Source organism: Psychrobacillus sp. NPDC096426 (assembly GCF_044762745.1).
In the GTDB taxonomy this organism is placed as follows: Bacteria; Bacillota; Bacilli; order Bacillales_A; family Planococcaceae; genus Psychrobacillus.
In genome coordinates, this window is the sequence record NZ_JBIWEX010000016.1 from 88,572 (window position 1) to 110,858 (window position 22,287).

Below are 22,287 nucleotides of genomic sequence, written 5' to 3' on the forward strand. Positions count from 1 at the left end.
ATGAAACGTCGAGTGGTTGTAACAGGATATGGAGTCGTTTCTCCACTAGGAAACGATATAGATACATTATGGAAAAATATTAAAGAAGGTAAATCCGGTATCAAAAAAATTGAATCCGATGAATTTAAAGAAATTAACACACAAATTGCTGGGATTATTCACGACTTTCCAGCGGAAGAATACTTAGATAAGAAGGAATTAGGAAAATACGATTTGTATACGCAATACGCCTATGCAGCAACAAAACAAGCGTTAGCTCAATCGAAATTAGACTTAGATACAGTAAATAAAGAACGAATAGGTGTTTATGTTGGCTCGGGAATTGGGGGCATTAACACGACCCTTGAGAATCATCAATTGCTACTAGAGAAAGGGGCAAGAAGAGTATCTCCATTTATGGTCCCGATGATGATTAGTAATATGGCAACTGGGATTATTGCGATTAAATATGGTTTTAAAGGTCCAAGTTTTTCACCAGTCTCTGCTTGTGCAACATCGAATCATGCAATAGGAGAAGCCTATGTAAATATTTTACATGGTTATTCGGACGTAATCGTGGCAGGTGGAGCAGAGGCATCTATAAATCCATTATCCTTTGCTGCCTTTTCTAGAATGCGAGCGATGTCTACGTTAAATGATGCTCCTGAAAAAGCTAGTCGTCCTTTCGATAAGAATCGTGATGGATTTGTTATGTCGGAAGGAGCAGGCATCTTAGTTCTGGAAGAATATGAACATGCTAAAAAGCGTGGAGCAACCATATTAGGTGAAATTGTAGGATACGGTTCAACAACAGATGCATTCCATATTACATCACCAGATTTCGACGGCGCAGCAAGAGCGATGAAGTTAGCTATAGAAATGGCGCAAATTGATCCTACGAAAATTGATTATATTAATGCACACGGAACAAGTACTCCTGAAGGTGATAAATCAGAAACAAAAGCGATTAAAGCTGTTTTTGGCGATCATGCGTATGATTTGAAAGTAAGTTCTACAAAATCAATGACTGGTCATTTATTTGGTGCAGCAGGTGGAATTGAGGCAATTATCACACTTAAAAGTATGTTAGAAAATATTGCACCAGCTACCATCAATTATGAAACCCCGGACGAAGAGTGTGACTTGAATTACGTTCCAAACGAAGCTGTGGAAACAGAAATAAACTATGCGCTTTCAAATGGTTTCGGCTTTGGTGGGCATAACGCTGTGCTAGCCTTCAAGAAAATTGTTGATTAAAAATGGTTGAATGAGAACAATCACCCTATGAACACGAAAAAACAAAAAAGAAGCTTTTTGCACTAGCAAAAGCTTCTTTTCCGTGACTATGATGTTATGAACCAACAAAGTTTCCGCCATCGACATGAATCGTTTGTCCTGTCATATAACTAGAATCAGCAGAAGCTAAAAGTACATAGGCAGGTGCAAGTTCAGCAGGTTGACCACGTCTACCAATAGGCGTATCAGCGCCATGTTGCTGCACTTGCTTCTTATCGAAAGTGGCAGGGATAAGCGGGGTCCAAATGGGACCAGGTGCCACAGCGTTTACGCGTATTCCTTTCTCTATTAAATGCAGTGCAAGGGAGCGAGTAAATGCAGTAATTGCCCCTTTTGTTGCGGAATAGTCGATAAGTTCTGGTGATCCATTGTATGCCGTTATGGAAGAAGTATTTATAATCGTATCTCCCTTCGCCATATGAGGTAACGCAGCCTGTGTCAGATAAAACATTGAATAGATATTCGTTGAAAATGTTTCTTGTAACTGATCAGGTGTAATTTTCAAAAAGTCATTTGTAGGAAATTGTTTTCCGGCATTGTTCACTAATATATTAAGTTGGCCAAATTGTTGAATTACTTCATCCACCGTGTTTTGGCAATTTTCATCATCGCTTAAATCTGTTTTAATTTTCATCGCTTTGACTCCGTATTCTTCGATTGCTTTAATTGTATCTTCAGCATCTTGTTGTTCATTTTCATCCAAGTATACAATGGCAACATTCGCACCCTCTTTGGCAAAAGCTACGGAAACTGCTCTTCCAATTCCGCTGTCACCGCCTGTAATAAGTGCTACTTTACCGTTCAGTTTCCCAGAGCCTCTATAATTTGAATCATCATAAATTGGTTGGGGAGTCATTTCTGTCTCCGTTCCAGGTTGTTGGTTTTGAGTTTGACCAGAAACCTCTTGATCGATTTTTGCATATTTATCTGTTGTCATGGAAATCCTCCTTTTAAGTGGTAATTTTATTATTCCCTCCTTAGAAAAAAACAAACTTCCGAAAGTGATTATCGGAATTATAAGTTTCGTTTTTCTTATACCCAAAAAGGGTATATATCCATCTGATATACATAAATGAAAGAAGGATACTTAAATGAAACCAATCATTGGAATAACGGCAGAAGTGAAAGACGATGGCAACTATTTTATGCCTCCCGTCTATGGACAAGCAATTATACAAGCTGGAGGGATTCCAGTATTAATACCGCTTTTACCAGAAGAAGATACAGACGAACTAGCAAAACAAATCGATGGCCTTTTTGTTACAGGAGGAGAAGATATCGATCCATCTTATTACAATGCTGAACCACATATTCATCTAGGTAGAATCACACCTCATTTGGATCAAATGGAGTTTGCTCTTGTACAGAAAATGCTCGAATTAGACAAACCATATATAGGTATTTGTCGAGGACTTCATATGTTAAATGTCGTTACAGGAGGAACGCTTTATCAATCTATTCACTCTCAGCGGAAAGAAGCCGTAATGCAGCATTTACAAAAGGCGATTCGTACACATAGATCCCACCCAGTAAAAGTAGAAAAAGACAGTCATCTATATGAATTATTACAAGAAGATGAATTTAAAGTAAACTCATTTCACCATCAAGCCGTGAATAAAGTAGGAGAAAATTTGCGGGTTGTTGCGAGAGCTACCGATGGAATAATCGAATGTGTAGAAAGTACAAAGCATACTTTTGCATTTGGTTTTCAATGGCATCCAGAGGAATTCGCAGTAGACGGTGACGACGCTTCAAAACGTGTATTTAAAGCCTATATACATGCTGCTTTAAAGCGAAAAAATATATAAACACAGTACAATTTTCGATTGTAAGAGTTCAAGATTTGTTGTAGATTGAACGTATTGCAATTATTCAAAAAATGGACTGGGGTCAATAAAATGAGTGAACCAAAATTACTGCTCGAAGCATTTAAGGAAACTAATTATCAAGTATCAGGACACGGAAAGAGAGATATACAAGTCTTGAAGAATGCCTTGCAAAAGGTGGATGACAAGCAGGAAGGTGATATTTACGGTAATGGTAGTCTTATCGAAGAATTTCAAACAAAGATGGCTAAATATCTTGGGAAAGAAAAAGCAGTTTTCTTCCCAAGTGGAACAATGGCCCAACAAATTGCATTACGTATATGGTGTGATGAGAAAGGTTTGAAAAAGGTCGCATATCATCCACTTTGCCATTTAGAAATACATGAGGAAGATGGGCTAAAGGAATTGCATCATATCCAGTCTGTTTTGTTAGCAGACAAAGATAGATTAATAGAGTTAGCAGATGTATTGAATATGTATGAAGAGGTTGCTTGTATATTACTTGAATTGCCTCAGCGGGAGATTGGCGGTCAATTGCCTGATTATGAAACAATAGAAAAAATTTCTACGTATTGCCGCGACAAAGGAATTAGACTACATTTGGATGGCGCACGACTTTTTGAGATACTACCTTATTATGAAAAAACAGCTGCTGAAATTTGTAGTCTCTTTGATAGCGTATATGTATCATTTTATAAAGGCATTGGAGGAGTTGCCGGAGCTATTCTCGCAGGTGACAAAGCGTTTACCGATGAATCGAAAATATGGAAAAGACGACATGGCGGGGACTTGATCAGTTTATACCCATATATCTTAAGTGCTAATTATTATTTCGATGAAAATGAACAGAAGATGAATCAGTTTTATCAGGACGCTTTAGAACTTGCTGCCTTTTTCAATTCATGTGAGACCGTTTCAACTATCCCCTTGATACCTGTTTCTAATATGTTTCATGTCCATTTTCAAGCATCTAGAGAACAGGTAGAACCTATACTAGCAGAGTTATATGCGGAAACGAGTATCGGATTAACAGGCTATTTAAAAGAAGTAACACAAAAGTCATGTTGTTTTGAAGTGAATGTTGGTAATCAGTATGCAATTCTATCAAAAGAAAAATTGAAGCAAGTATTTCAATTACTTGATGAAAAACTAAGAAAATCTCAAGTTTAAGTTGAGCAATTGGTTACCCATGAATAAAAAATGTTCAATTGCACAAATTATTTGTCATGGAGGTGAAGATTCATGACAAAAGGTAAAAATCCGAGAAAATCTTTAGATCGTGAAGAATATGGGTTTGGATATGATGTAAGTCCAGATGATTTAGATGTAAGAGGTCAAAATAAAGAAGCAAAGACAAACAATGATAACGAAAACAAAGGTAAACCTACCAATAAGGATAATCCTTCTAGATTAAATATTTGATAAAAAAAACGGTGAGGGCAACATGCCCTCACCGTTCGGTTGTTTCTATTGGTTAACTAAAAATTTTAACAAGTTCTTGAATACCTAGAAAACCAAACATAACGAGACAACCAATTAATATAGCATTAGGAACCCACTTATTTCTCGACTCTTTTGCCACTCTTTTCGAATTCAATAGAAAAAGTAAAGAAGCTGCTAGAAACGGCATAAATAGAGAACCTAAAGCTCCGTAAAGAATAATAAGTTCAACTGGTTTACCAAAATAAAATAAAATCATCGGTGGAAAAGTAAGCCAGCATAAGTAAAAACGGTATGCAGGATCTTTGGTAGATACTTCAGCTTTAACAGCCTTTTTCTTTTTACGTACTGTTTTAACAAAGTCAGCAAAAAGATAAGGAACACCATTCCAAACACCAAGAAGGGAGGAATAGGCAGCAGACCAGAAAGCAACTAAGAACATCCATCTCATCGGAGTACCAAACTCAGCCCCTAGCATATTTGCTAATTTTACTAATCCTTCATCATCTCGAATACTAACACCGGAACCAGCTAAAAATTGGGCTCCAATGATTAGTCCTGCAAATGTGAATAGCCCAGTCAGTATATAGGCAATTTTTGCATCTGTACGCATAGCAGAAATCCACTGTTTCCCGTTCCAGCCTTTCTCTTTTAACCAATACCCATAAGAGGCCATTGTAATAGTACCTCCAACACCACCTACTAATCCAAGCATTAAGATAAAGGAACCTTGAGGTACGCGTGGAACTAAACCATATGAAAATTCACCGAAGCTTGGTAAAAACAAAGCTGCTGTACCAATGATTGTTACGAACATAACCCCTATTAACACAGTCATTACTTTTTCAAATAATAGATAACGTCCAACCCAAATTAAGATAAATCCAACAACTCCATGAATAATAGCCCATGCCCAAACTGGCATGATTGGAAACATTGCATGCATTGCCATCCCAGATGTGGATGCAGCGGCTGCTCCATATACGAATCCCCATATAATTGAATAGACTCCGAAATAACCAGTAGCCCATTTACCAAGTTGGTGCCAGCCTTCTAAAATCGTTTGGCCAGTTGCTAAGTATAATCTTCCAACCCCTTCATTTAAAAAATACTTTAGTACAGATCCAACGATAATTGCCCAAACGAACGTCATCCCAAATTGTGTCCCGATTACGAGAGAAGTTATTAAATCCGCTGTTCCAGCTCCAGTTGCTGCAACAACAATTCCAGGACCTATACTTTTTAGCTTTTCACCCAATGTTTGTGGTGGAAGTAAGTTTTGATTAATTTCCAGTGTCATATTTTATCCCCTTTTTTTATGTAAGTTCGAAAATTGTAACCTCTTACATTTTGTATTTGAGAACATTCATCCCATTTTGTACGCATAATGTACATAAGTACGTTATTTGAATCTTGTTTAATTATAACTAGTAATATTAGTTATAGCAATATAAGATTCTGATATATTTGAATAATGCGCAAAATAACTGTCGGATATTGTTCTAATTCCTCTCTATTTCTCTTACATTGTTCTAACGACATGAAAAAGGGAGTAGGTCATGTATGTTAATCGATGGGGTATTTTCGGGTGGGGGAATGAAAGGTATTGCGCTAGTAGGCGCTTTTCAAGTATTAGAAGAAAAGGGATACAAATTCAAACGGGTTGCAGGAACGAGTGCTGGTGGTATCTTAGCGTGTTTTATAGCTGCAGGATATACTGGGAAGGAAATAGAAAAAATAATGGTGGAACAAGATTTCCAAACTCTACTGGATCCGCGTAAAACAGTACTTCCCATTCCATTTATGAAATGGATGAAATTGTATTGGGGATTAGGTTTATACCAAGGGAAAGCTTTAGAAAACTGGTTTTTGGAAAAATTAGCGGTGAAAGGCGTCTATTCATTTTCTGATTTACCTTCAGGGTCTTTGAAGCTTGTTGCATCCGATTTAACGAACGGGAAAATGATGGTGCTTCCTGATGATCTCGAGCGGTACGGAGTATCTCCAGAAAGCTTTCCTGTTGCTAGGGCTCTGCGTATGAGCTGTGGCATTCCTTTTTTCTTTGAACCGGTTAAAATGAGGGTTGATTCTGGAGACACGATTATTGTGGACGGAGGGGTATTAAGCAATTTCCCAATGTGGATTTTTGATAATGGAAACAAAGAGCGTCCTATTCTTGGATTGAAGCTAAGCAGTAGCTCGGAGGAGATGCAACCTCATAAAATTAAAAATGGTTTACAATTATTTGAAGCACTTTTTTCCACGATGAAAAATGCACATGATGAAAGATATATTTCTCGTAAACTGGAGAAGAATGTTATTTTTATACCTGTTGATGAATATAGCGCCACGCAGTTTGATTTAGATAGGGAAATGAAAGCGAATCTATTAGAAAAAGGGAGGAACCGGGCTACACAATTTTTAAAAACATGGTGATTCCTATTTATTCATTAAATCCCTATGTTGTGCCGTTATACTCGTGCTGCGCTCGAGTGGGTTTCATGACTGCGGCTCTTACGGCACGACTTCATCGTCGTCTCAAAAAACTACATAATATTGGATTTAGTGTGGAGATGTGAGACTCTTGCTAAAAAGCGCAGACAATGCCCTACATCTTAGTGGTAACTAATAATTTGCGTCTAAAAGGGAACAATAAGAGTGAAAGTCATTAAAAGGAGAGATTGATTCATGGCAAAAAACGCGAAAGAAATTGCACAAAAAATATTGAAGGATAGCTTGATTGGTACGATGGCGACGATTGAACAAAACAAACCACATTCCCGTTATATGACCTTCTTTAACGATGATTTCATTCTCTACACAGCGACAAGTAAAAAGACGCACAAAGTGGAAGAAATCCAAAAAAATCCAAACACTCATATTCTTTTAGGATATGAAGGAAAAGGATTAGGCGATGCTTTCTTAGAAATAGAAGGAACTGTCGAAGAATATGATGATGAGAGTATGAAGAAAAAAGTATGGAACAATGCATTAAAAGGCTGGTTTGACGGACCTGAAGATCCCAATCTAATAATTTTAAAAATTACCCCTACACAAATCCGAGTTATGAACATAAAAGGGGAAGAACCTCAAATTGTAGAAATTTAAAAGGCCACCAAACCATGTAATGTAAGGGGCTGCCAATATAGGTTCATAAATTGAAGCAGGTGTAAATTGAGCATTATTCTACACCTGTTTTTATGCTTTAGGAAACTACCAGCCGCCGATTCTCGCCGCCGCTTACGCGTACGTTGTGATGGCTCATCTGTCTCACAGAGGAACAAAGGCTAAGAGGGCCACATTCTGTGACAACGCCTTCGTGACCAACATCCTGTTGGCCTTGGCTATAGTCACCGCCTTCCGCTGCAATAAACGAAATATGCTAGCTAATTAGCGTTTAGCTAAACAAACCAAAAAGAAATATTAGAAAGTGAACATGAACTTCACTATGTTATAAATTACTAAATAATGTATATTTTTATTATATTAATGGTCGTCTCCTATCAAGTAGGCTCTTTGATTTGAGAAATGATTGCTTCCGTACATAAATTGGTTGCTTACCTAATAGAACTAGTTGCTTTCTATGACCAGTTGGTTACTCTTATCCATTTACTGGATAAGTTTTTTTACGAGATACTACTAATGATGGATTTTCTACTTCGATACTAATAAAACTTTTGGTTTATAAAGCGAGAATCTAATTAGTCAGCAAGCTTCATTGATTTTCGCGGAAGGGCGGCGACTCCAGCGGGATGAAGTGAGACAGATGAAACTTCACAGCGCATGCGTAGCGTCGATGAAGGTTCATCGCTCCCCCCGCGGAAAGCGTCCGCCCTGTAACGAAAATCATTGCGGAAACTTTAATCAACTTGCTAAAATACAGGTAAAAATTTTACTTCAAATGACAATTCAATTTACTGTGTTTGATCTCTTCGGTCTCTATTTGAATTGTTGCATGATCTATATGGAATGTCTCTCTTAATTTGTTTATGGCTTGTTGGAGGATATGTTGGCTATTCTTTTCATCATCAATGACAATGTGACAGCTTAATGAGTCTAATCCAGAAGTAATCGTCCATATATGAAGGTCGTGGACATTAATGACACCCTCAATTTTTTCTAATTCAGCCTTTACTTTGGTTTGATCGATGGAGATTGGTGTTCCTTCCATTAAGATATGAACAGAATGCTTGATAAGCCCCCATGCACTTCTCAAAATTAATAATGCAACGAGGACGGAAATAATAGGATCAGCGATGAACCAATCAAATAATAGCATAAGAATTCCTGCTACTATCGCACCGATGGATCCTAAAGCATCTCCAAGAACGTGTAAGTAAGCACCACGTAAATTTACATTGTTCTTCACATCGCCTTTCCGCATTAAAGCCCAAGCACTCACTAGATTTGCGAACAACCCGATTGCAGCAATTAGCATCATTGCTCCGCTTGCAACTGTTTGGGGTTCGATAAAGCGACCAAATGCTTCCCAAACAATAAATCCAGCAATAATAAATAAAGTAATCCCATTAAATAATGCAGCTAATATTTCAAAGCGATAACCTCCAAATGTTTTGAGAGGTGAAGGTGCTTTTGAAGAAAACCATATGGCTACTAGGCTTAAAAGCAAAGCGCTTGCATCACTTAGCATATGTCCAGAATCGGATAATAACGCCAAGCTATTTGTGAATAAGCCTCCAAAGAACTCTAAAAACATAATTCCAGTCGTAATAAATAAAGCAATTAGTAACCCTTTTTTATTTCCTTTCCGAGACTCCTCAAAATGACTGTGAGAATGTCCGTGATGGTCGTGACCATGATGATGGTGATGACCCATATATTTTCCTCCTTATTTGCATTCAATATGTGAAATGACTTGATTCAAAATGGTAATCACATGTTCATCGTCGTAAGTGTAGTAAAAAGTATTTCCATCTCGTCTATATTTAACAAGACGTAAATTTCTTAGTAAACTTAATTGGTGCGAAACAGCCGACTGTGTCATATTCAATACTTCCGTAATATGACTTACCGAGCATTCTTCTTGAGATAGTAAATATAATATTTTAATTCGAGTTGGGTCTGCTAGTGCTTTGAAAACACGGGAAGCCTCATCTACTGTATTCGGAGCTAAGAATGCATGATTTTGTTTTTCCATTAGAGTTTCTCGCTTTCGTTAATTGTATATGAACATATGCTCATGCACATATTATACGCTCTAACTAGAAAGATGGTCAATGATATAACAGCATTCATAAGTATAAGGGGAAATAAAATATGTAATAAAACGGTATTAAATTGCACGAGCAAAAAAAGCCTCTTTTTATTGAGGCTTTTTTTGCTTGCTTTTTTTCTTTGTAGTGTTTCCTGGAAGTTCTGCAAACTCCGCAGCATATTCTTCCTGAACGTTACTTGGTTTTATTTTCTGGTTTTTAGGTGTTTGGGGAAGTGTGTCTTTGTTTTTGCTTTTACCTTGCTTATTGTCTCTACCGATGTTAATTCTCCTTTCTGTTTTTCGTTCTATACTAATATGGCACTGATCTGTTATTTTAATCATAAAAAACAAAAACACTGAGAATATATTCTCAGTGCAATTTATTTTACTTTATTAAAAAAAGAAACTAATTGTCTTGAAGTCGGAGCCTGGATTTTATATGATAGCTCACGGTCTCCATTATTTTCTATACGTGGAATAATGGATTCAATGACATTGAATTTCCAAAAAGAAGGTTTACTTTTTGTACTCTTTTCCGTTTCTGCTGTCATCATTTTTCTTTGAAAAGGATGAAGCTTTGCCATTAAAAACTTTTCTTTTATACGAATGAGTAAATATCCTTCATCCGTTTCGGGATCATATTTTTTCATAAGTGATTCACCGAGCTCAAATGTGTTCGATTTGTTTTGAACAGATGGGGAAATAACTAATATATTTCCCTTTCGAAACAGGGCGGTATTTGATACTTGTCGAAGGCCCAAATCATTAATTAAAAAATCCAGGTTTACTTGAGATGCTTCACTAGCAACTGACATATTCATACCTCCTCATCTTTTATTTACGGTCTATAATAATAGTATATCCTATTTGACGCGTAATAAATTCATTTTTAGCATATCTTCTTAAGTAATGAGAAGAAATGAAGGAAAAGTAGGAGAGATTATTTATTTTTCGGGAGAAATGTCGTTGTTTGTACTATTCTCAAGTCTTTCGATAATTTTCCTTTTACGATAAAGCATTTTACCTGCTTCACCTATATCGTTTATAGCAGATCGGTTAATGAATGCACCAAAAACAAGGCCGGCAATTGGAATCATCTGAAATAGCTTTTTCCATCCGAATTGATCGCGGTACGTGAACATAACTTCACGCCAACCTTGTAATTCGGATAATATTTCTCTCTTTGCATCTTCATCCGGTTGATCAAATAGTGATAACTGTGTAAGAATTGCTTCTTTTCCAATTATGTCAGCAGAGACAAATTGAAGGCATTTAATAATAAACAAACGCTCTTTTTTGTCATTTGGATCATAGCCATAGCAAATTGCAATATCTTGTAAAGTTTTTAATTGTAAACCTAGAAGAAGGGGGATATCGATTGTTAGTGTAAAAATACCCCCAATACCTGTGCTAGCGCCTTGAAGAGTAGCTAGTTTTTTTCTGTTTCCAGTAAGTTTATCTACAGCAACATCCATTTGGGGTATAGGTAGTTTGTTTACTTCCTCCGATGATCGTACTCCTAAATCTGGATAGTAGGAGGCTATTTTGGATGTGGAACTTAAATAGCTTCCACCTGTTTGAATGTATTGTCCAAGCTCATCTATAAGGATACCTATTTTATTTTGAATAAAAGTGGGTGTCCATTTATCCATTATTTTAAACGGCAGGCGACCAAGCTTCTCCCAAAACCATAAATCACTTTGTTCTTTCTCCCAATCTTCCACCTTTTTTAATTCTTCCAGTAACCATTCTTTAGAACCATGCACTTTTAGTTTCGCCTCTTTCTTTGTATACTCAACTTACGAATTTGCGAGTAAAAAGTTTCGAATGTGAGTTTATAACTATGCAATATGTCTAGTATCATTGACAAACTTGAGTATTAACTGATTACGTATATATATTAACCATTTGTTCAAAACTTTTTTCCTAGTTGTAGGTCTAATAGATAAGCACAATTGAAACGGGGTGAAATTTTGAGTGAAAAGCAACTGGCGAAGAAAGCGATTAAAGGTGATGCAGATGCATTTTTAGAACTAATGCATACCTATCAGGAAGCATTATATCGAACAGCGTTCTCTTATTTGAAAAACGAAGTAGATGCACTAGAAGCAGTTCAAGAAGTGACATATAGGGCTTATCGTAGTATAAAAAAAGTGAAGGAGCCTGCTTACTTTAAGACATGGCTCATCCGTATTATGATGAACTATTGTCAAGATGTTATACAAAAAAGTAAGAGGGAAGTGTTGGAGGAAAGAATACTTAGCATGCAAGGAGTATGCGAAGATTTCACTTTTTTAGAGGTTGAGGAAGCACTATTAAGTTTATCCGATTACGATAGAGAATTATTGCATTTGAAATATTTTGAGGATGTCAAAATAAAGGACATCGCGCGCTTGTGGGATACACCTGAAGGAACGATTAAAACACGACTACATAAAGCATTGCGAGCACTTCGGGCAGGATTTGAAGAGAAAGGGGAGATGAAACGTGTTTGAAGAGGAAGAAAAGAAATTAGAGCAAAGGAAGAAATCAATTGATCAAGTCGAAGTATCAAAGGAAAAGTTACATTTTGCCGTAAGAAGTGGTTTCGAGAGAGCAAAAAAAGAACAAGCGTTAAAAAGAACCAAGATCATAAAACGGAGTACATGGTCGATAGTAATTGCAGCAATCCTTCTCATCTCATTTGTCACTTCGATCTCTGTATCTCCTGTATTCGCTAGCAAGGTTGCATCTATTCCGGGGATGGATCGTATTGTTGCACTTATTCAGCAAGATAAAGGTTTGACTGCAGCTATAGAAAATGATTTTTATCAGCCAATAAATCTCTCTCAGGAAAAGAACGGTATTACGGTGACTCTAGATGGAGTAATTGCAGACAAAAAAGGAATGGTCGTTTTTTATTCTGTTCATTCGAAAGAAATGGATTTGAGCACTCTTGAATTAAAGTATCTGCAATTATCCTCAGGAATGAATCCTCGCTATCGTCTTGATCTAAGTAATTATGTTTTGAATTTGACACCAAAAGCGGGAGCGAACTTTTATAGCGGAGTGGAAACTATAGAAAGAGTGACATTTTCAAACGCTTCCTCTTGGGGGATGGGTATAAAAAATGGAGATAAGGTGGAACATTTTAATATTCCATTCAATTATAAATTAATGGATGTAGAGAATAAAAGTATTGAAGTGGATAAAGAAGTTACAATTGAAGGACAACGTATTAAACTAAAGCAGATAATCGTTAATCCAATAAGGACGATCGTTAGATTAGAGGAAGATCCTAATAATTCAAAGAAGCTTCTGGCGAGAGCATTTGATGAATTAAAGCTTGTAGATGAAATGGGTAGGACTTGGTCTGCTATGCCTGGAAATTCATTTAAAGTACTACCTAAAGGAAACTTGTGGGAAGTCCCACTTATGGAAAGTTTTTATTTCCATGATCCTAAGGAATTAACATTAACCTTTGGAAAAGTAGCGGCAATGCATAAAGATGAAGCCCATATTTTAATCGATACCGAAGCTAAAGAGTTTTTGGAACAGCCTTCAAAATCGATATTCTCTAACTTGCAAGTGAAGGATAATAAAGTCAGTTTTATAGTGCAAGTCGATAAGGAATACGATAAGAATATGGTTCACTTTAATAAATTTATAGATGCTAAAGGAAAAGAATTTTATTTAGTTCCTGAAGAGCGTACACCTGGCTCTATTAATCGTGTGAGAGGAACAGTGATGAACGATCCTGAAGTGGGGCAGAAATTCGAATTTGAATTACCCGCATTCACAACTTTTACAAATCCAATTCGCTTGGATCTCGATTTTTACCCTTCCTGGATAGAAGAAGATGTAAAGATAGAAATTAAATAATCAACAGTCAAGTGATAACTGAAAAAGAGGGATGAGAAGTAGCTTGTCACTTCACATCCCTCTTAAAGTTAATTCGGTAAGACTTTAGTCGACGTTCTACCCAAAGCACCGCTCAAGATTCAAATAATCGACATTCTAATAATAAATGCTGCATATGAATAGATCCATATTAGTTGATTAGAACGCAGGAGGCGGACTTATGCCCGCAAAAAGCGTTCGATGTAGCGGAAATCCACGGTATTTCTAATTTGCTTTTTAATACATATTCACAATACCAACCTGATCAATTTTAAATTCCATGTAATCGGTTGGTTGAACAGTGAAATACAACTTGTTTTCACCACTCACTAAAGGACCATTATAATCATTTTCAAGTGTTGCATTAATTTTGACGATAAATTCCACTTGTGAGCTATTTCTTCCGATTTCTTTTAAACTAGTCAATTCCAATTTTTTGATTCCTTTTTTAAACTCTGACACATTAAAAGAAGAGTATGGAAGAAATTGATTTTGTGCTACTTTTGAGTCAATCAGTAAATAATTGAACAGAATGGAAATTGGATTTGTATTACCTGGAATATCCAAATCCATATAAGGTTTTTTGCTGACTCTCCAGCCTACTTTGTCTACTAATTGATATTCTACAATATACATATATCTTTCTTTCGTCTCTCCAAGGGGAACGTTTATCCGATAAAATGTTGTGTTTTTATCAGACTTAAGGAATTCAGCTGTAGCTTTTGTCCATTCCAATAGAGAACCGCCATCCGCTTCAACCTGAGCAAGTTTACCTTTATACTCAATAATACCGCTATCTTTTATATATTGCTCTGCAGCAGATGCAGTCATTGATTGGGTTAAGTAATTCATTAATTTTGTATTTGTATCAATTTTACTGGAAAGGTAACGATACGTAACTCCATTAAGTGGAAATGTTTTGTATTCACCTGTCACGTAATCTCCACCAGCTTGAACGTGTGATATGGTTGCTTCAAACTTCGCTGCCAGTTCAACGGCTAATTTTTCTGTAATTGCTGTATTTTTCTCTTGCTTAGGTTCCTTACTAATTTTCCAACCAGCTTTGTTCACATATTGATACTCCACTATAAAATTTTGCTTTTCATTTGTATTCCATACGGGAACAATTATACGGTAATGCTGCGTATTTTTCTCTGTTTTTATAAACTGAGCAGTGGCTTTTTCCCATTGCAATAAAGAGCCGCCATCTGCTTCAACTTGTGCCAATTTGCCCTTGTACTCGATAATTCCTCGGCTTTTGATAAATTGCTCTGCTTCCGAAGAAACTAACACTTTTTCTAAATAGCTCATTAATTTCTTTTTTGTGTCGATAGAGCTGGATAAATAGCGGTACGTTTTTTTATTGTATGAAAAAGTTTTGTATTCTCCCTTTTTGTATTCTCCTCCTCGTTGCACGTAATTGGATATTTTATTGAACTCAATTGCCAAGCTAGCTGCTTGTTTCGTTGTTAACTCATTCGTTTGTTTTGTAGTTTGAACATTTGAAGCCATTACAGCGTTTTGAGAAAAAGGAATACAAAGTAACAGAACAAATAATCCGATAACTAAAAGCTTTTTTCCAACCTTGCCCATACATAACCCTCCAAAGAATGTATTTTTTCTACTATTTCATTAGACGCAAAGCATGGAGTTCCTGTTACATGCGAAAGCTCCACCTCTTATAAATAGTAAACCAGCTACTTATTTATTCATAAAAAAACTGCAGCCACTTGTATTTCTACAAATAACTACAGTTACTAAACTTCTATTTTACATCTACGTTAACATGTATATCAGTATGCTTCTATATTATCTGATGAATCGAGGAATTTCCAGTTTCCATCTTTATCTTTTTCTAAAAGGTAAATAGTAGTATATTCAAGTGAATCCGTTGTGTTGAATATTACTTCTTGCTGATGAATAACCAATGCTGTTTCTTCCATAATATACTGAACTTCTAAACCTAAAGTTCGGTACCTTATATTAAATTCTTTGAAGGTTGCTTCTAAATTTTCTTTAAGTGAGTCATAGCCAGGATATTCTTTGCTATACAGGCTTAGTGTTTCATCAAGTTTTTCGCCATTTGCATACTCAGTAGCTTTTTTGAAGAATTCAGTAATTTCTTTTTCTTGTGCAACAAAGTTCTTATCTTCTCTAATGCTGTCATAGTAAGCATAATAAAGGTCAACGATGATTGACTCTTCCTCAATTGCTTCTAACGCATCAAAGAATGTAGAAACTTGTGCTTCCACTGCTTTTTGATTTGCTTTTTTAGTGATCAAATCATCTAATTTATCTAGCTCCATTTTTGCAGTAATTACGTATTTAGAAGATTGAAGTGCTTTTTCACCTGGAGTTTTGTATTTCGTTAAAATTGCATCACGAGTCGATTTTCCATAAACACGGTAAAGTAAGATTGCTTGTTTACGAATTTCGCTAGATAATTCATGGTAACTTTTTTCTGTTACATTAGATGTTGGATTAGTTGCATACAGTTTGTTAAATTGATTTGCTTTATCCACAATTTTCTTACCAGAAGTGATTGCATCAATGTATCCCATCGCACGAGAATAGTGGATACCAACGTTATCCTCTAGGCGTTTTTCTAACTTCGCTCTATCTTTGGCACTTACCTTAGCAATCTCTTTTTTAGCATTTAAGTAAGCATCTTTAGTTAAGTTGAAGATTTTCATATCTGGATATTTTATTTCTTTCGTAAGTTCAACCGATATTTGCCATTTTAAAGCTCCAGCATGTTTCTCTGCCTCTTTTACTAAAGATTCAGCTTTAGTAATGGATGCCGCTTCCGCGTTCGTAAAAGGGGTGAATACACTAGCTCCTGCGATAGCAGTTGCTAATACAATGGATAATAATTTCTTCATTTCTATTCTCCTGCAAAAAAAATAGTCTTATATAACATTTCTTTACATAAGCCTTATTAAGAATATGCTATATAAAATATTTCTTCTAGTATTATATTATGGATAAATTACCATATGTTAGGTGTAATTTCAATCTAGCGGTGTCGAAATATATCGAATAATTTAGAATTGTATAAAATAAGTATTTAAGTTATTGTATAATGTTCTTTAGTAGCGGTATTTTTGCAGATTATTAGAAGGTAGGTTTTAATTTATGAAAAAAAATAGAAGAATAAGTCTTCGCATGAAAATCATGTCTGGCTATTTATTGATTTTAATAATGCTCATTTTTGCCTTCTTTCTTGTAAATAAACAGTTTTCTTCCGTACAAGCTGATAAAGACTATATAATGGGTCATGATTTTGAAGTAACGACATTGTCTCATCAAATCGAAAAATATGTTCTTGATATGGTGAGGGGACAAAGAGGTTATGTAATTACGGGAGAGGAAAGTTATCTACAGCCGTATAACAAAGGAAATAAGGAATGGCGAAATAGCTTTGATGAATTATATAGTTTAGTAGATGACACAGGACAACAAGCAAAACTAATGGTTATTAAAGAGAAAATCATCAAATGGATCGACACAGTGGGAGAACCGATGATTAATCAAAAGAAACAAGAAAGTAATGGGAACATGTCAAGTTATTTAGAAGGTGATCAAGGTGGGGCGACGGTAGATTTGATTCGTAGCCAGTTTGATAACTTTAGAGAAGTTGAACTTGAATCTAGACAGAAAAGATCAGATGCATTAAACCAAAATATTGATAGGTTAATCGAGGGTTTGATCACGTTAGGCATACTCGTGTTTGGTGTGGCAATTGTGATCTCTACGTTAGTATCTCGTTCAATTGTTAAAACGATGAACGATGTAATAGAGACGATTAAAGGTATCGCCACTTTTACAAATACGGGTAAGCTAGACTTATCGAAAAGAATTGAACTAAGATCCCAAGATGAGATAAGAGAACTAGGCATTGCAACAAATGAATTGCTTACGATTCTTGAGCAAAGAGAAATGCATCAAAAACGTATGAACAATACATTTAATTCTTATCAAGGGATTACGTCCATAACAGACCTAAGTAAGGCATTCATCTCAGCCATCACGGAAGAGGCAAAAGCGTCTTATGGTGCTATTTATGTAAGAGACTTTCAAAATGAAAAACATCGGTTTGTGAAGAGTGCCACATTTGCAGAGCAAATTGAAACAGTGGGCAGAAATTATTTCGAATTAGGACAAGGCCTAATTGGGGAGTATGCGCTAAAAAAACGCATGCATATTTTGAGTGATTTAGATGATTTTCAATTGATTCCTTCCGCTTTAGGAACAATTCGTCCAAAAGGTATGATCATTGCACCCATTGTATATGAAGAAGAAGTAATAGCGGTAATAGAAATACTTAGTCTGACTAATTTTTCTAAAGCGGATCAACAATTTATAGTAGATGTAATAGAAAACTTTGGGATTACATTAAACAGTGCAAAGGATCGGGAAGAAATAGAGCGGTTACTTACCGAATCGCAGACCATGACAGAGGAACTGCGTGTTCAATCGGATGATTTACAAACACAGTCGGAAGAGTTACAAATGCAATCGGAAGAATTACAAACAATAAATGAAAAGCTAGAAGAACGTTCAAAAGAAGCAGAACTAAAATCAGCTGCGTTAAATCAGGCGAAAATAGAATTGGAAGAACAAGCAGAACGACTAGTTTTGAGTTCTAAGTACAAGTCCGAATTTCTTGCAAATATGTCACATGAGCTGCGGACCCCTTTGAATAGTATATTAATCCTTTCTGAACTGATTGCTGAAAATGCACAAGAACAATCGAGAGAAGAGGAAGAGAAGTTCGCTAAAGTCATCCATACATCTGGAAAAGACCTCTTATCATTAATTGATGATATTCTTGATTTGTCTAAAGTAGAGGCAGGAAAAATGGAAATTGAATATAGCGAAATGAATATCGATGACTTGCCGAATTATTTAGAAATGAACTTTAATCATGTTGCAGAACAAAAAGGTCTCTTGTTTAATATTGTAAAAGATTCAAATATCCAAAATCTATTTTGTACAGATGAAAAAAGAATGCTTCAAATTTTAAAGAATCTTCTTTCTAATGCATTTAAGTACACCGAAAAAGGTAGTATTCTAATAGAAATTAAAAAGGTTCAAAACAAGGACTTAGAGCCTGCATTTGCTAGAAAAGAAGACTACTGGATTTCATTTTCTATAAAGGATACAGGAATTGGTATTCCAAAAGAGAAGCACCAATTGATTTTTGAAGCATTCCAACAAGCGGATGGTGCGACAATGAGGAAATATGGAGGGACTGGTCTTGGTCTTTCTATTTGCCAAGAATATGCAAAACTTTTAGGGGGTTATATTACTCTAGAGAGCGAAGAAGGATTCGGTAGTACTTTTACATTGTACCTTCCAAGCTTTCCCGGAAAGATGACTGTAGAGGGAAGAGTTTTAACTTCACTAGAGGAAGTTGCTGTATCTGTAATAGATGATGGAATTTTGCCTTCTGAAACAGCAAAAACGAATTTGCTACAAGTAGATAATCAAAATGTTCTACAAGGAAAGAACGTATTGATCGTAGATGATGATTTGCGTAATATTTTTGCTTTAGAAGCTGCTTTGAAGCAAGAAGGAATGATTGTTACTTCCGTAAACAATGGGTTGGAATGTCTGAAAATTCTAGAAAAGCGGCCCTTATTGTTTGATATCATTCTGATGGATATTATGATGCCGAATATGGATGGATATGAAACAATGCAAAAAATCCGTTCAAATGACGAGCTGGTGGATCTACCTATTATTGCCCTTACTGCAAAAGCAATGGAGCAGGATCGCAAGAAATGTTTAGAAACAGGGGCTTCTGATTATGTAAGCAAACCCCTGGATTTAGAACAACTTTTATCTGTCCTACGTGTATGGGTTTCTAATTAATAGAAATGGATGATTAAATGTATACTCAAGATGAAAATAGAAGAAAAGAACTGGAAGTGGACTTGCTATTGGAAACGATTCACCGTTTAGCAGGCTATGATTTTAAACAATATGTACGTGCTTCTATCATACGGAGGATTGAAAACAGAAGAAATATAGAGAACGCTCCAAATATTACGGTACTCACTGAAAGGGCCATTCATGAACCTGGTTTTCTAGAAAAAATCATTGAAGGGTTCTCCGTTCCGGTAACAGAAATGTTCAGAGATCCTTCCTTTTTTAAAGAATTTAGAATGAATATCATTCCCATCCTCCGTAGCTATAAAGAGATCCGAATTTGGCATGCCGGCTGTGCAACGGGGGAGGAAGTGCTTTCCATGGCAATTCTACTGGATGAAGAGGGATTGCTGGACAAAACAACGATTTACGCGACAGATATGAGCGAAATAGCTTTAGAACAGGCGAGACGAGGAATTGTCCCATTGAATAAAATGCAAAACTATACAAAGAATTATCTTAAAGCAGGTGGGACTAAAGAGTTTTCTATTTATTATAAAACAAATTCTCACAATGTATTTTTTTCTGAGCAACTTTTGAAGAACGTTATCTTTGCACAGCATAACTTAGTTACGGATCAATCGTTTAATGAATTTCATGTGATTTTCTGCAGAAATGTATTAATATATTTTAATCCATCGCTTCAAAACAAAGTGCATGAATTATTTATCCGAAGTTTGTCTCAAAATGGTTTTCTTGGTCTAGGAAATAAGGAGTCGTTGAGAATCAGCGAATATGCGGACGCTTATGAGGAGATTTCGACAGCTGAGCCGCTCTATCGAAAAAAATAAGAGTAGCTTCTATCCAATTTTCGTTTGGAGAAGCTACTTTTTCATTTCGTTTTTATCATCAACAAGCATATATCATCTTTTTGTTTGGACTGGTTAATATCGCTGAGAATCGTCTGGAATAGACAATCTGTTTCTTTCCATTCTTGCATAGTGACCAATTGTAATTTATTTATAGTCTCCATTTCATCCACAGCCTCTGACTCCAGTATTCCGTCCGTATAAAGTAAAAGCTGTATATCCTTTTTATAGGAAACATTAGATTTCTTTACATGAATCTTATCAAACAATCCGACTGCACATGCCCCTCTTTCCATCGTAACAAGTGTTCCATCTATTCGTAAAAATCCTGGAGGATGTCCTGCATTAACATATTCTATTTCTTGTTTTTCAGTATCAATGATTAAGTAGATCGCTGTGAAATAATAATTCAAATTATTTTTATCGTGTAAAGAGGTCATATAACGATTGAGTTCTTTAATAACGAGTATTGGGTCTTCTAAGTTCTTTATTGCATCCCTTAAAACCGAGGAAATGAACATACTAACAAGTGAAGCACTAATGCCGTGCCCCATCATGTCAAAGAGGATAATACCATATCGATGGTCACTAAATTTATGCCAGTGGTACATGTCTCCAGAAAGATTATCAGAAGGACGATGAGATACTTGAATACTTAAATGGTGGTCATTTATGGAGTCATTTAAGAGACTGCCTTGCACTTGCATCGCAAGTAATAAATCATCCTGCATCTTCAATTCCTGCTCTTTATTTCGGTCTTTTTCAAATTTCAGTCTCAAAGCAAGTCGGATTCTTGCCAAAAACTCTAATTTATCAATTGGTTTAGTAACATAATCAGTTCCTCCGACATCAAATGCTTCTACTAGATTTTTAGAATCATTTAAAGCAGTCAGAAAAATAATCGGTATCTCTTTTAATCTATCAACTTGCTGAATACGTCGACAAGCTTCAATTCCGTCAATTTTAGGCATCATAATGTCTAATAGGATAAGGTCAACCATTGGGACGGGTGCTTCTATTTCATCCATTCGTAAGTACTGGAATAGTTCTTCCGCAGAATTTAATGGATGACAATTCTCATAACCTGCTTTTTTTAGGATGCTTTCAATTACAAATAAATTTACTGAATTATCATCTACCATTAGGATTGTCATCTCTAGATAGCCTCTTTTCATTAAATCTTTGTTCTTTATATGATAGAACATAATGAGGATAACAATCAACTAAATATATAGAATAAACAGTATTTATTGAATAATATGTCAATGTAAACAGAACAATCGGATTGTATGGATAATGCGCATTAAAAAGCCCTATTAAGTGCCCGCTATGATTTCCACTCCAGGCGTACGCTTTCCGCTGCAATCAATAGAAATCTACTTGGCGTGTGCAGTTATCAGAGATTTATATTTAGCAGGTCCGCTTCTTCGCAATACTTATTAAACCTAATTAGAAAATGCTGTCTAAAATAAGTGGAACATTTTTTATGGTAAAGCTTGAATCATTCAATCATTTATTGAAATAACGCCTCGTAATCATTATCGTCTCACTCCAAGTAAACTTGTTATTTTAAGGGTTGGTTGCTTTCACCAACAATTTGGTTGCTCTCGTGTTAATTTGGTTGCCTCCCTTATAGAACTAGTTGCTTTCAATAACCAGTTTGTTACTCTTATCCATATATTGGATAAATTTTCACGAGATACTTACTAATAATAGATTTTCCTCCTCGATTCAAGTAAAACTTTTGGTTTCTAAAGCGAGAAACTAATTAGTCAGCAAGCTCCTTTGATTTTCGCGGAAGGGCGGCGACTCCGGGAGCGACCGAGCATAGGTTGCAACATATAGTGGGTGGGATTCCCACCGAGTAAGAACTAGCCATTCGCTCGTAGCGAGTCTTGGAGGGTGTGAG

At 36.0% G+C, this 22,287-nt stretch carries 20 protein-coding genes; 10 read left to right on the forward strand and 10 right to left on the reverse strand.

Annotation, left to right across the window (positions count from 1 at the left end; genetic code table 11):
* Window positions 1-1,236, forward strand: coding sequence for a beta-ketoacyl-ACP synthase II (gene fabF / locus ACIQYS_RS14205; RefSeq protein ID WP_402981172.1), 1,236 nt, complete (start codon window positions 1-3; stop codon window positions 1,234-1,236).
* Between the two features lie 94 nt (window positions 1,237-1,330).
* Here fabF and ACIQYS_RS14210 read toward each other — a convergent pair whose 3' ends face one another.
* Window positions 1,331-2,212 (reverse strand): SDR family oxidoreductase, encoded by an 882-nt coding sequence (locus ACIQYS_RS14210; RefSeq protein ID WP_402981175.1) that lies wholly within the window; start codon window positions 2,210-2,212, stop codon window positions 1,331-1,333.
* Between the two features lie 154 nt (window positions 2,213-2,366).
* Between ACIQYS_RS14210 and ACIQYS_RS14215 the strand changes: the two genes are divergently transcribed.
* The 3 genes from ACIQYS_RS14215 to ACIQYS_RS14225 all read left to right on the forward strand — a co-directional run bounded on the left by ACIQYS_RS14215 (window position 2,367) and on the right by ACIQYS_RS14225 (window position 4,523).
* Entirely contained in the window at window positions 2,367-3,083 is a 717-nt protein-coding gene (locus ACIQYS_RS14215; RefSeq protein ID WP_402981180.1) for a gamma-glutamyl-gamma-aminobutyrate hydrolase family protein, read from the forward strand.
* 90 nt (window positions 3,084-3,173) lie between these two features.
* On the forward strand, window positions 3,174-4,271 hold the full coding sequence (locus ACIQYS_RS14220) for a threonine aldolase family protein (protein ID WP_402981183.1): 1,098 nt from the start codon (window positions 3,174-3,176) through the stop codon (window positions 4,269-4,271).
* 72 nt (window positions 4,272-4,343) lie between these two features.
* Window positions 4,344-4,523: a hypothetical protein gene (locus ACIQYS_RS14225; protein ID WP_402981186.1), complete on the forward strand. Its 180-nt coding sequence runs from the start codon at window positions 4,344-4,346 to the stop codon at window positions 4,521-4,523.
* A gap of 52 nt (window positions 4,524-4,575) precedes the next feature.
* Here the strand turns inward: ACIQYS_RS14225 and ACIQYS_RS14230 are convergent, their stop codons facing one another.
* Window positions 4,576-5,841 (reverse strand): Nramp family divalent metal transporter, encoded by a 1,266-nt coding sequence (locus tag ACIQYS_RS14230; RefSeq protein WP_402981189.1) that lies wholly within the window; start codon window positions 5,839-5,841, stop codon window positions 4,576-4,578.
* A 263-nt stretch (window positions 5,842-6,104) separates the two neighbouring features.
* Here ACIQYS_RS14230 and ACIQYS_RS14235 point away from each other — a divergent pair, with 263 nt between their 5' ends.
* Window positions 6,105-6,977: a patatin-like phospholipase family protein gene (locus tag ACIQYS_RS14235; protein WP_402981192.1), complete on the forward strand. Its 873-nt coding sequence runs from the start codon at window positions 6,105-6,107 to the stop codon at window positions 6,975-6,977.
* A 252-nt stretch (window positions 6,978-7,229) separates the two neighbouring features.
* Window positions 7,230-7,649, forward strand: coding sequence for a pyridoxamine 5'-phosphate oxidase family protein (locus ACIQYS_RS14240; protein WP_402981195.1), 420 nt, complete (start codon window positions 7,230-7,232; stop codon window positions 7,647-7,649).
* A 784-nt stretch (window positions 7,650-8,433) separates the two neighbouring features.
* Here the strand turns inward: ACIQYS_RS14240 and ACIQYS_RS14245 are convergent.
* The 5 genes from ACIQYS_RS14245 to ACIQYS_RS14265 form a co-directional block, all read right to left on the reverse strand.
* Window positions 8,434-9,378, reverse strand: a complete 945-nt coding sequence (locus ACIQYS_RS14245) for a cation diffusion facilitator family transporter (RefSeq protein WP_402981198.1) — start codon at window positions 9,376-9,378, stop codon at window positions 8,434-8,436.
* A 12-nt stretch (window positions 9,379-9,390) separates the two neighbouring features.
* On the reverse strand, window positions 9,391-9,699 hold the full coding sequence (locus ACIQYS_RS14250; RefSeq protein ID WP_402981201.1) for an ArsR/SmtB family transcription factor: 309 nt from the start codon (window positions 9,697-9,699) through the stop codon (window positions 9,391-9,393).
* Window positions 9,700-9,864: 165 nt separating this feature from the next.
* Window positions 9,865-10,098 (reverse strand): YfhD family protein, encoded by a 234-nt coding sequence (locus ACIQYS_RS14255; RefSeq protein WP_402981204.1) that lies wholly within the window; start codon window positions 10,096-10,098, stop codon window positions 9,865-9,867.
* Between the two features lie 38 nt (window positions 10,099-10,136).
* Window positions 10,137-10,571: a hypothetical protein gene (locus tag ACIQYS_RS14260; RefSeq protein ID WP_402981207.1), complete on the reverse strand. Its 435-nt coding sequence runs from the start codon at window positions 10,569-10,571 to the stop codon at window positions 10,137-10,139.
* Window positions 10,572-10,700: 129 nt separating this feature from the next.
* On the reverse strand, window positions 10,701-11,522 hold the full coding sequence (locus ACIQYS_RS14265; RefSeq protein ID WP_402981210.1) for an EcsC family protein: 822 nt from the start codon (window positions 11,520-11,522) through the stop codon (window positions 10,701-10,703).
* Between the two features lie 207 nt (window positions 11,523-11,729).
* Here ACIQYS_RS14265 and ACIQYS_RS14270 point away from each other — a divergent pair, with 207 nt between their 5' ends.
* Complete coding sequence (locus ACIQYS_RS14270) at window positions 11,730-12,251, forward strand: sigma-70 family RNA polymerase sigma factor (protein ID WP_402981213.1); 522 nt, start codon at window positions 11,730-11,732, stop codon at window positions 12,249-12,251.
* Window positions 12,244-13,617, forward strand: a complete 1,374-nt coding sequence (locus ACIQYS_RS14275; protein WP_402981216.1) for a DUF4179 domain-containing protein — start codon at window positions 12,244-12,246, stop codon at window positions 13,615-13,617. The genes ACIQYS_RS14270 and ACIQYS_RS14275 overlap by 8 nt, the downstream gene beginning before the upstream one ends.
* Window positions 13,618-13,872: 255 nt before the next feature.
* Here the strand turns inward: ACIQYS_RS14275 and ACIQYS_RS14280 are convergent, their stop codons facing one another.
* The gene (locus ACIQYS_RS14280; RefSeq protein ID WP_402981219.1) at window positions 13,873-15,228 is read right to left on the reverse strand and encodes a DL-endopeptidase inhibitor IseA family protein; all 1,356 of its coding nucleotides are present in this window, start codon (window positions 15,226-15,228) and stop codon (window positions 13,873-13,875) included.
* A 200-nt stretch (window positions 15,229-15,428) separates the two neighbouring features.
* The gene (locus tag ACIQYS_RS14285; RefSeq protein ID WP_402981222.1) at window positions 15,429-16,517 is read right to left on the reverse strand and encodes a hypothetical protein; all 1,089 of its coding nucleotides are present in this window, start codon (window positions 16,515-16,517) and stop codon (window positions 15,429-15,431) included.
* A 253-nt stretch (window positions 16,518-16,770) separates the two neighbouring features.
* On the opposite strand from ACIQYS_RS14285, the gene ACIQYS_RS14290 reads away from it, so the two are divergent.
* Entirely contained in the window at window positions 16,771-19,512 is a 2,742-nt protein-coding gene (locus ACIQYS_RS14290) for an ATP-binding protein (protein WP_402981227.1), read from the forward strand.
* A gap of 17 nt (window positions 19,513-19,529) precedes the next feature.
* Complete coding sequence (locus tag ACIQYS_RS14295; protein ID WP_402981232.1) at window positions 19,530-20,360, forward strand: CheR family methyltransferase; 831 nt, start codon at window positions 19,530-19,532, stop codon at window positions 20,358-20,360.
* A 41-nt stretch (window positions 20,361-20,401) separates the two neighbouring features.
* Here ACIQYS_RS14295 and ACIQYS_RS14300 read toward each other — a convergent pair whose 3' ends face one another.
* Complete coding sequence (locus ACIQYS_RS14300) at window positions 20,402-21,532, reverse strand: SpoIIE family protein phosphatase (protein WP_402981236.1); 1,131 nt, start codon at window positions 21,530-21,532, stop codon at window positions 20,402-20,404.
* Window positions 21,533-22,287 lie beyond the last annotated feature (755 nt).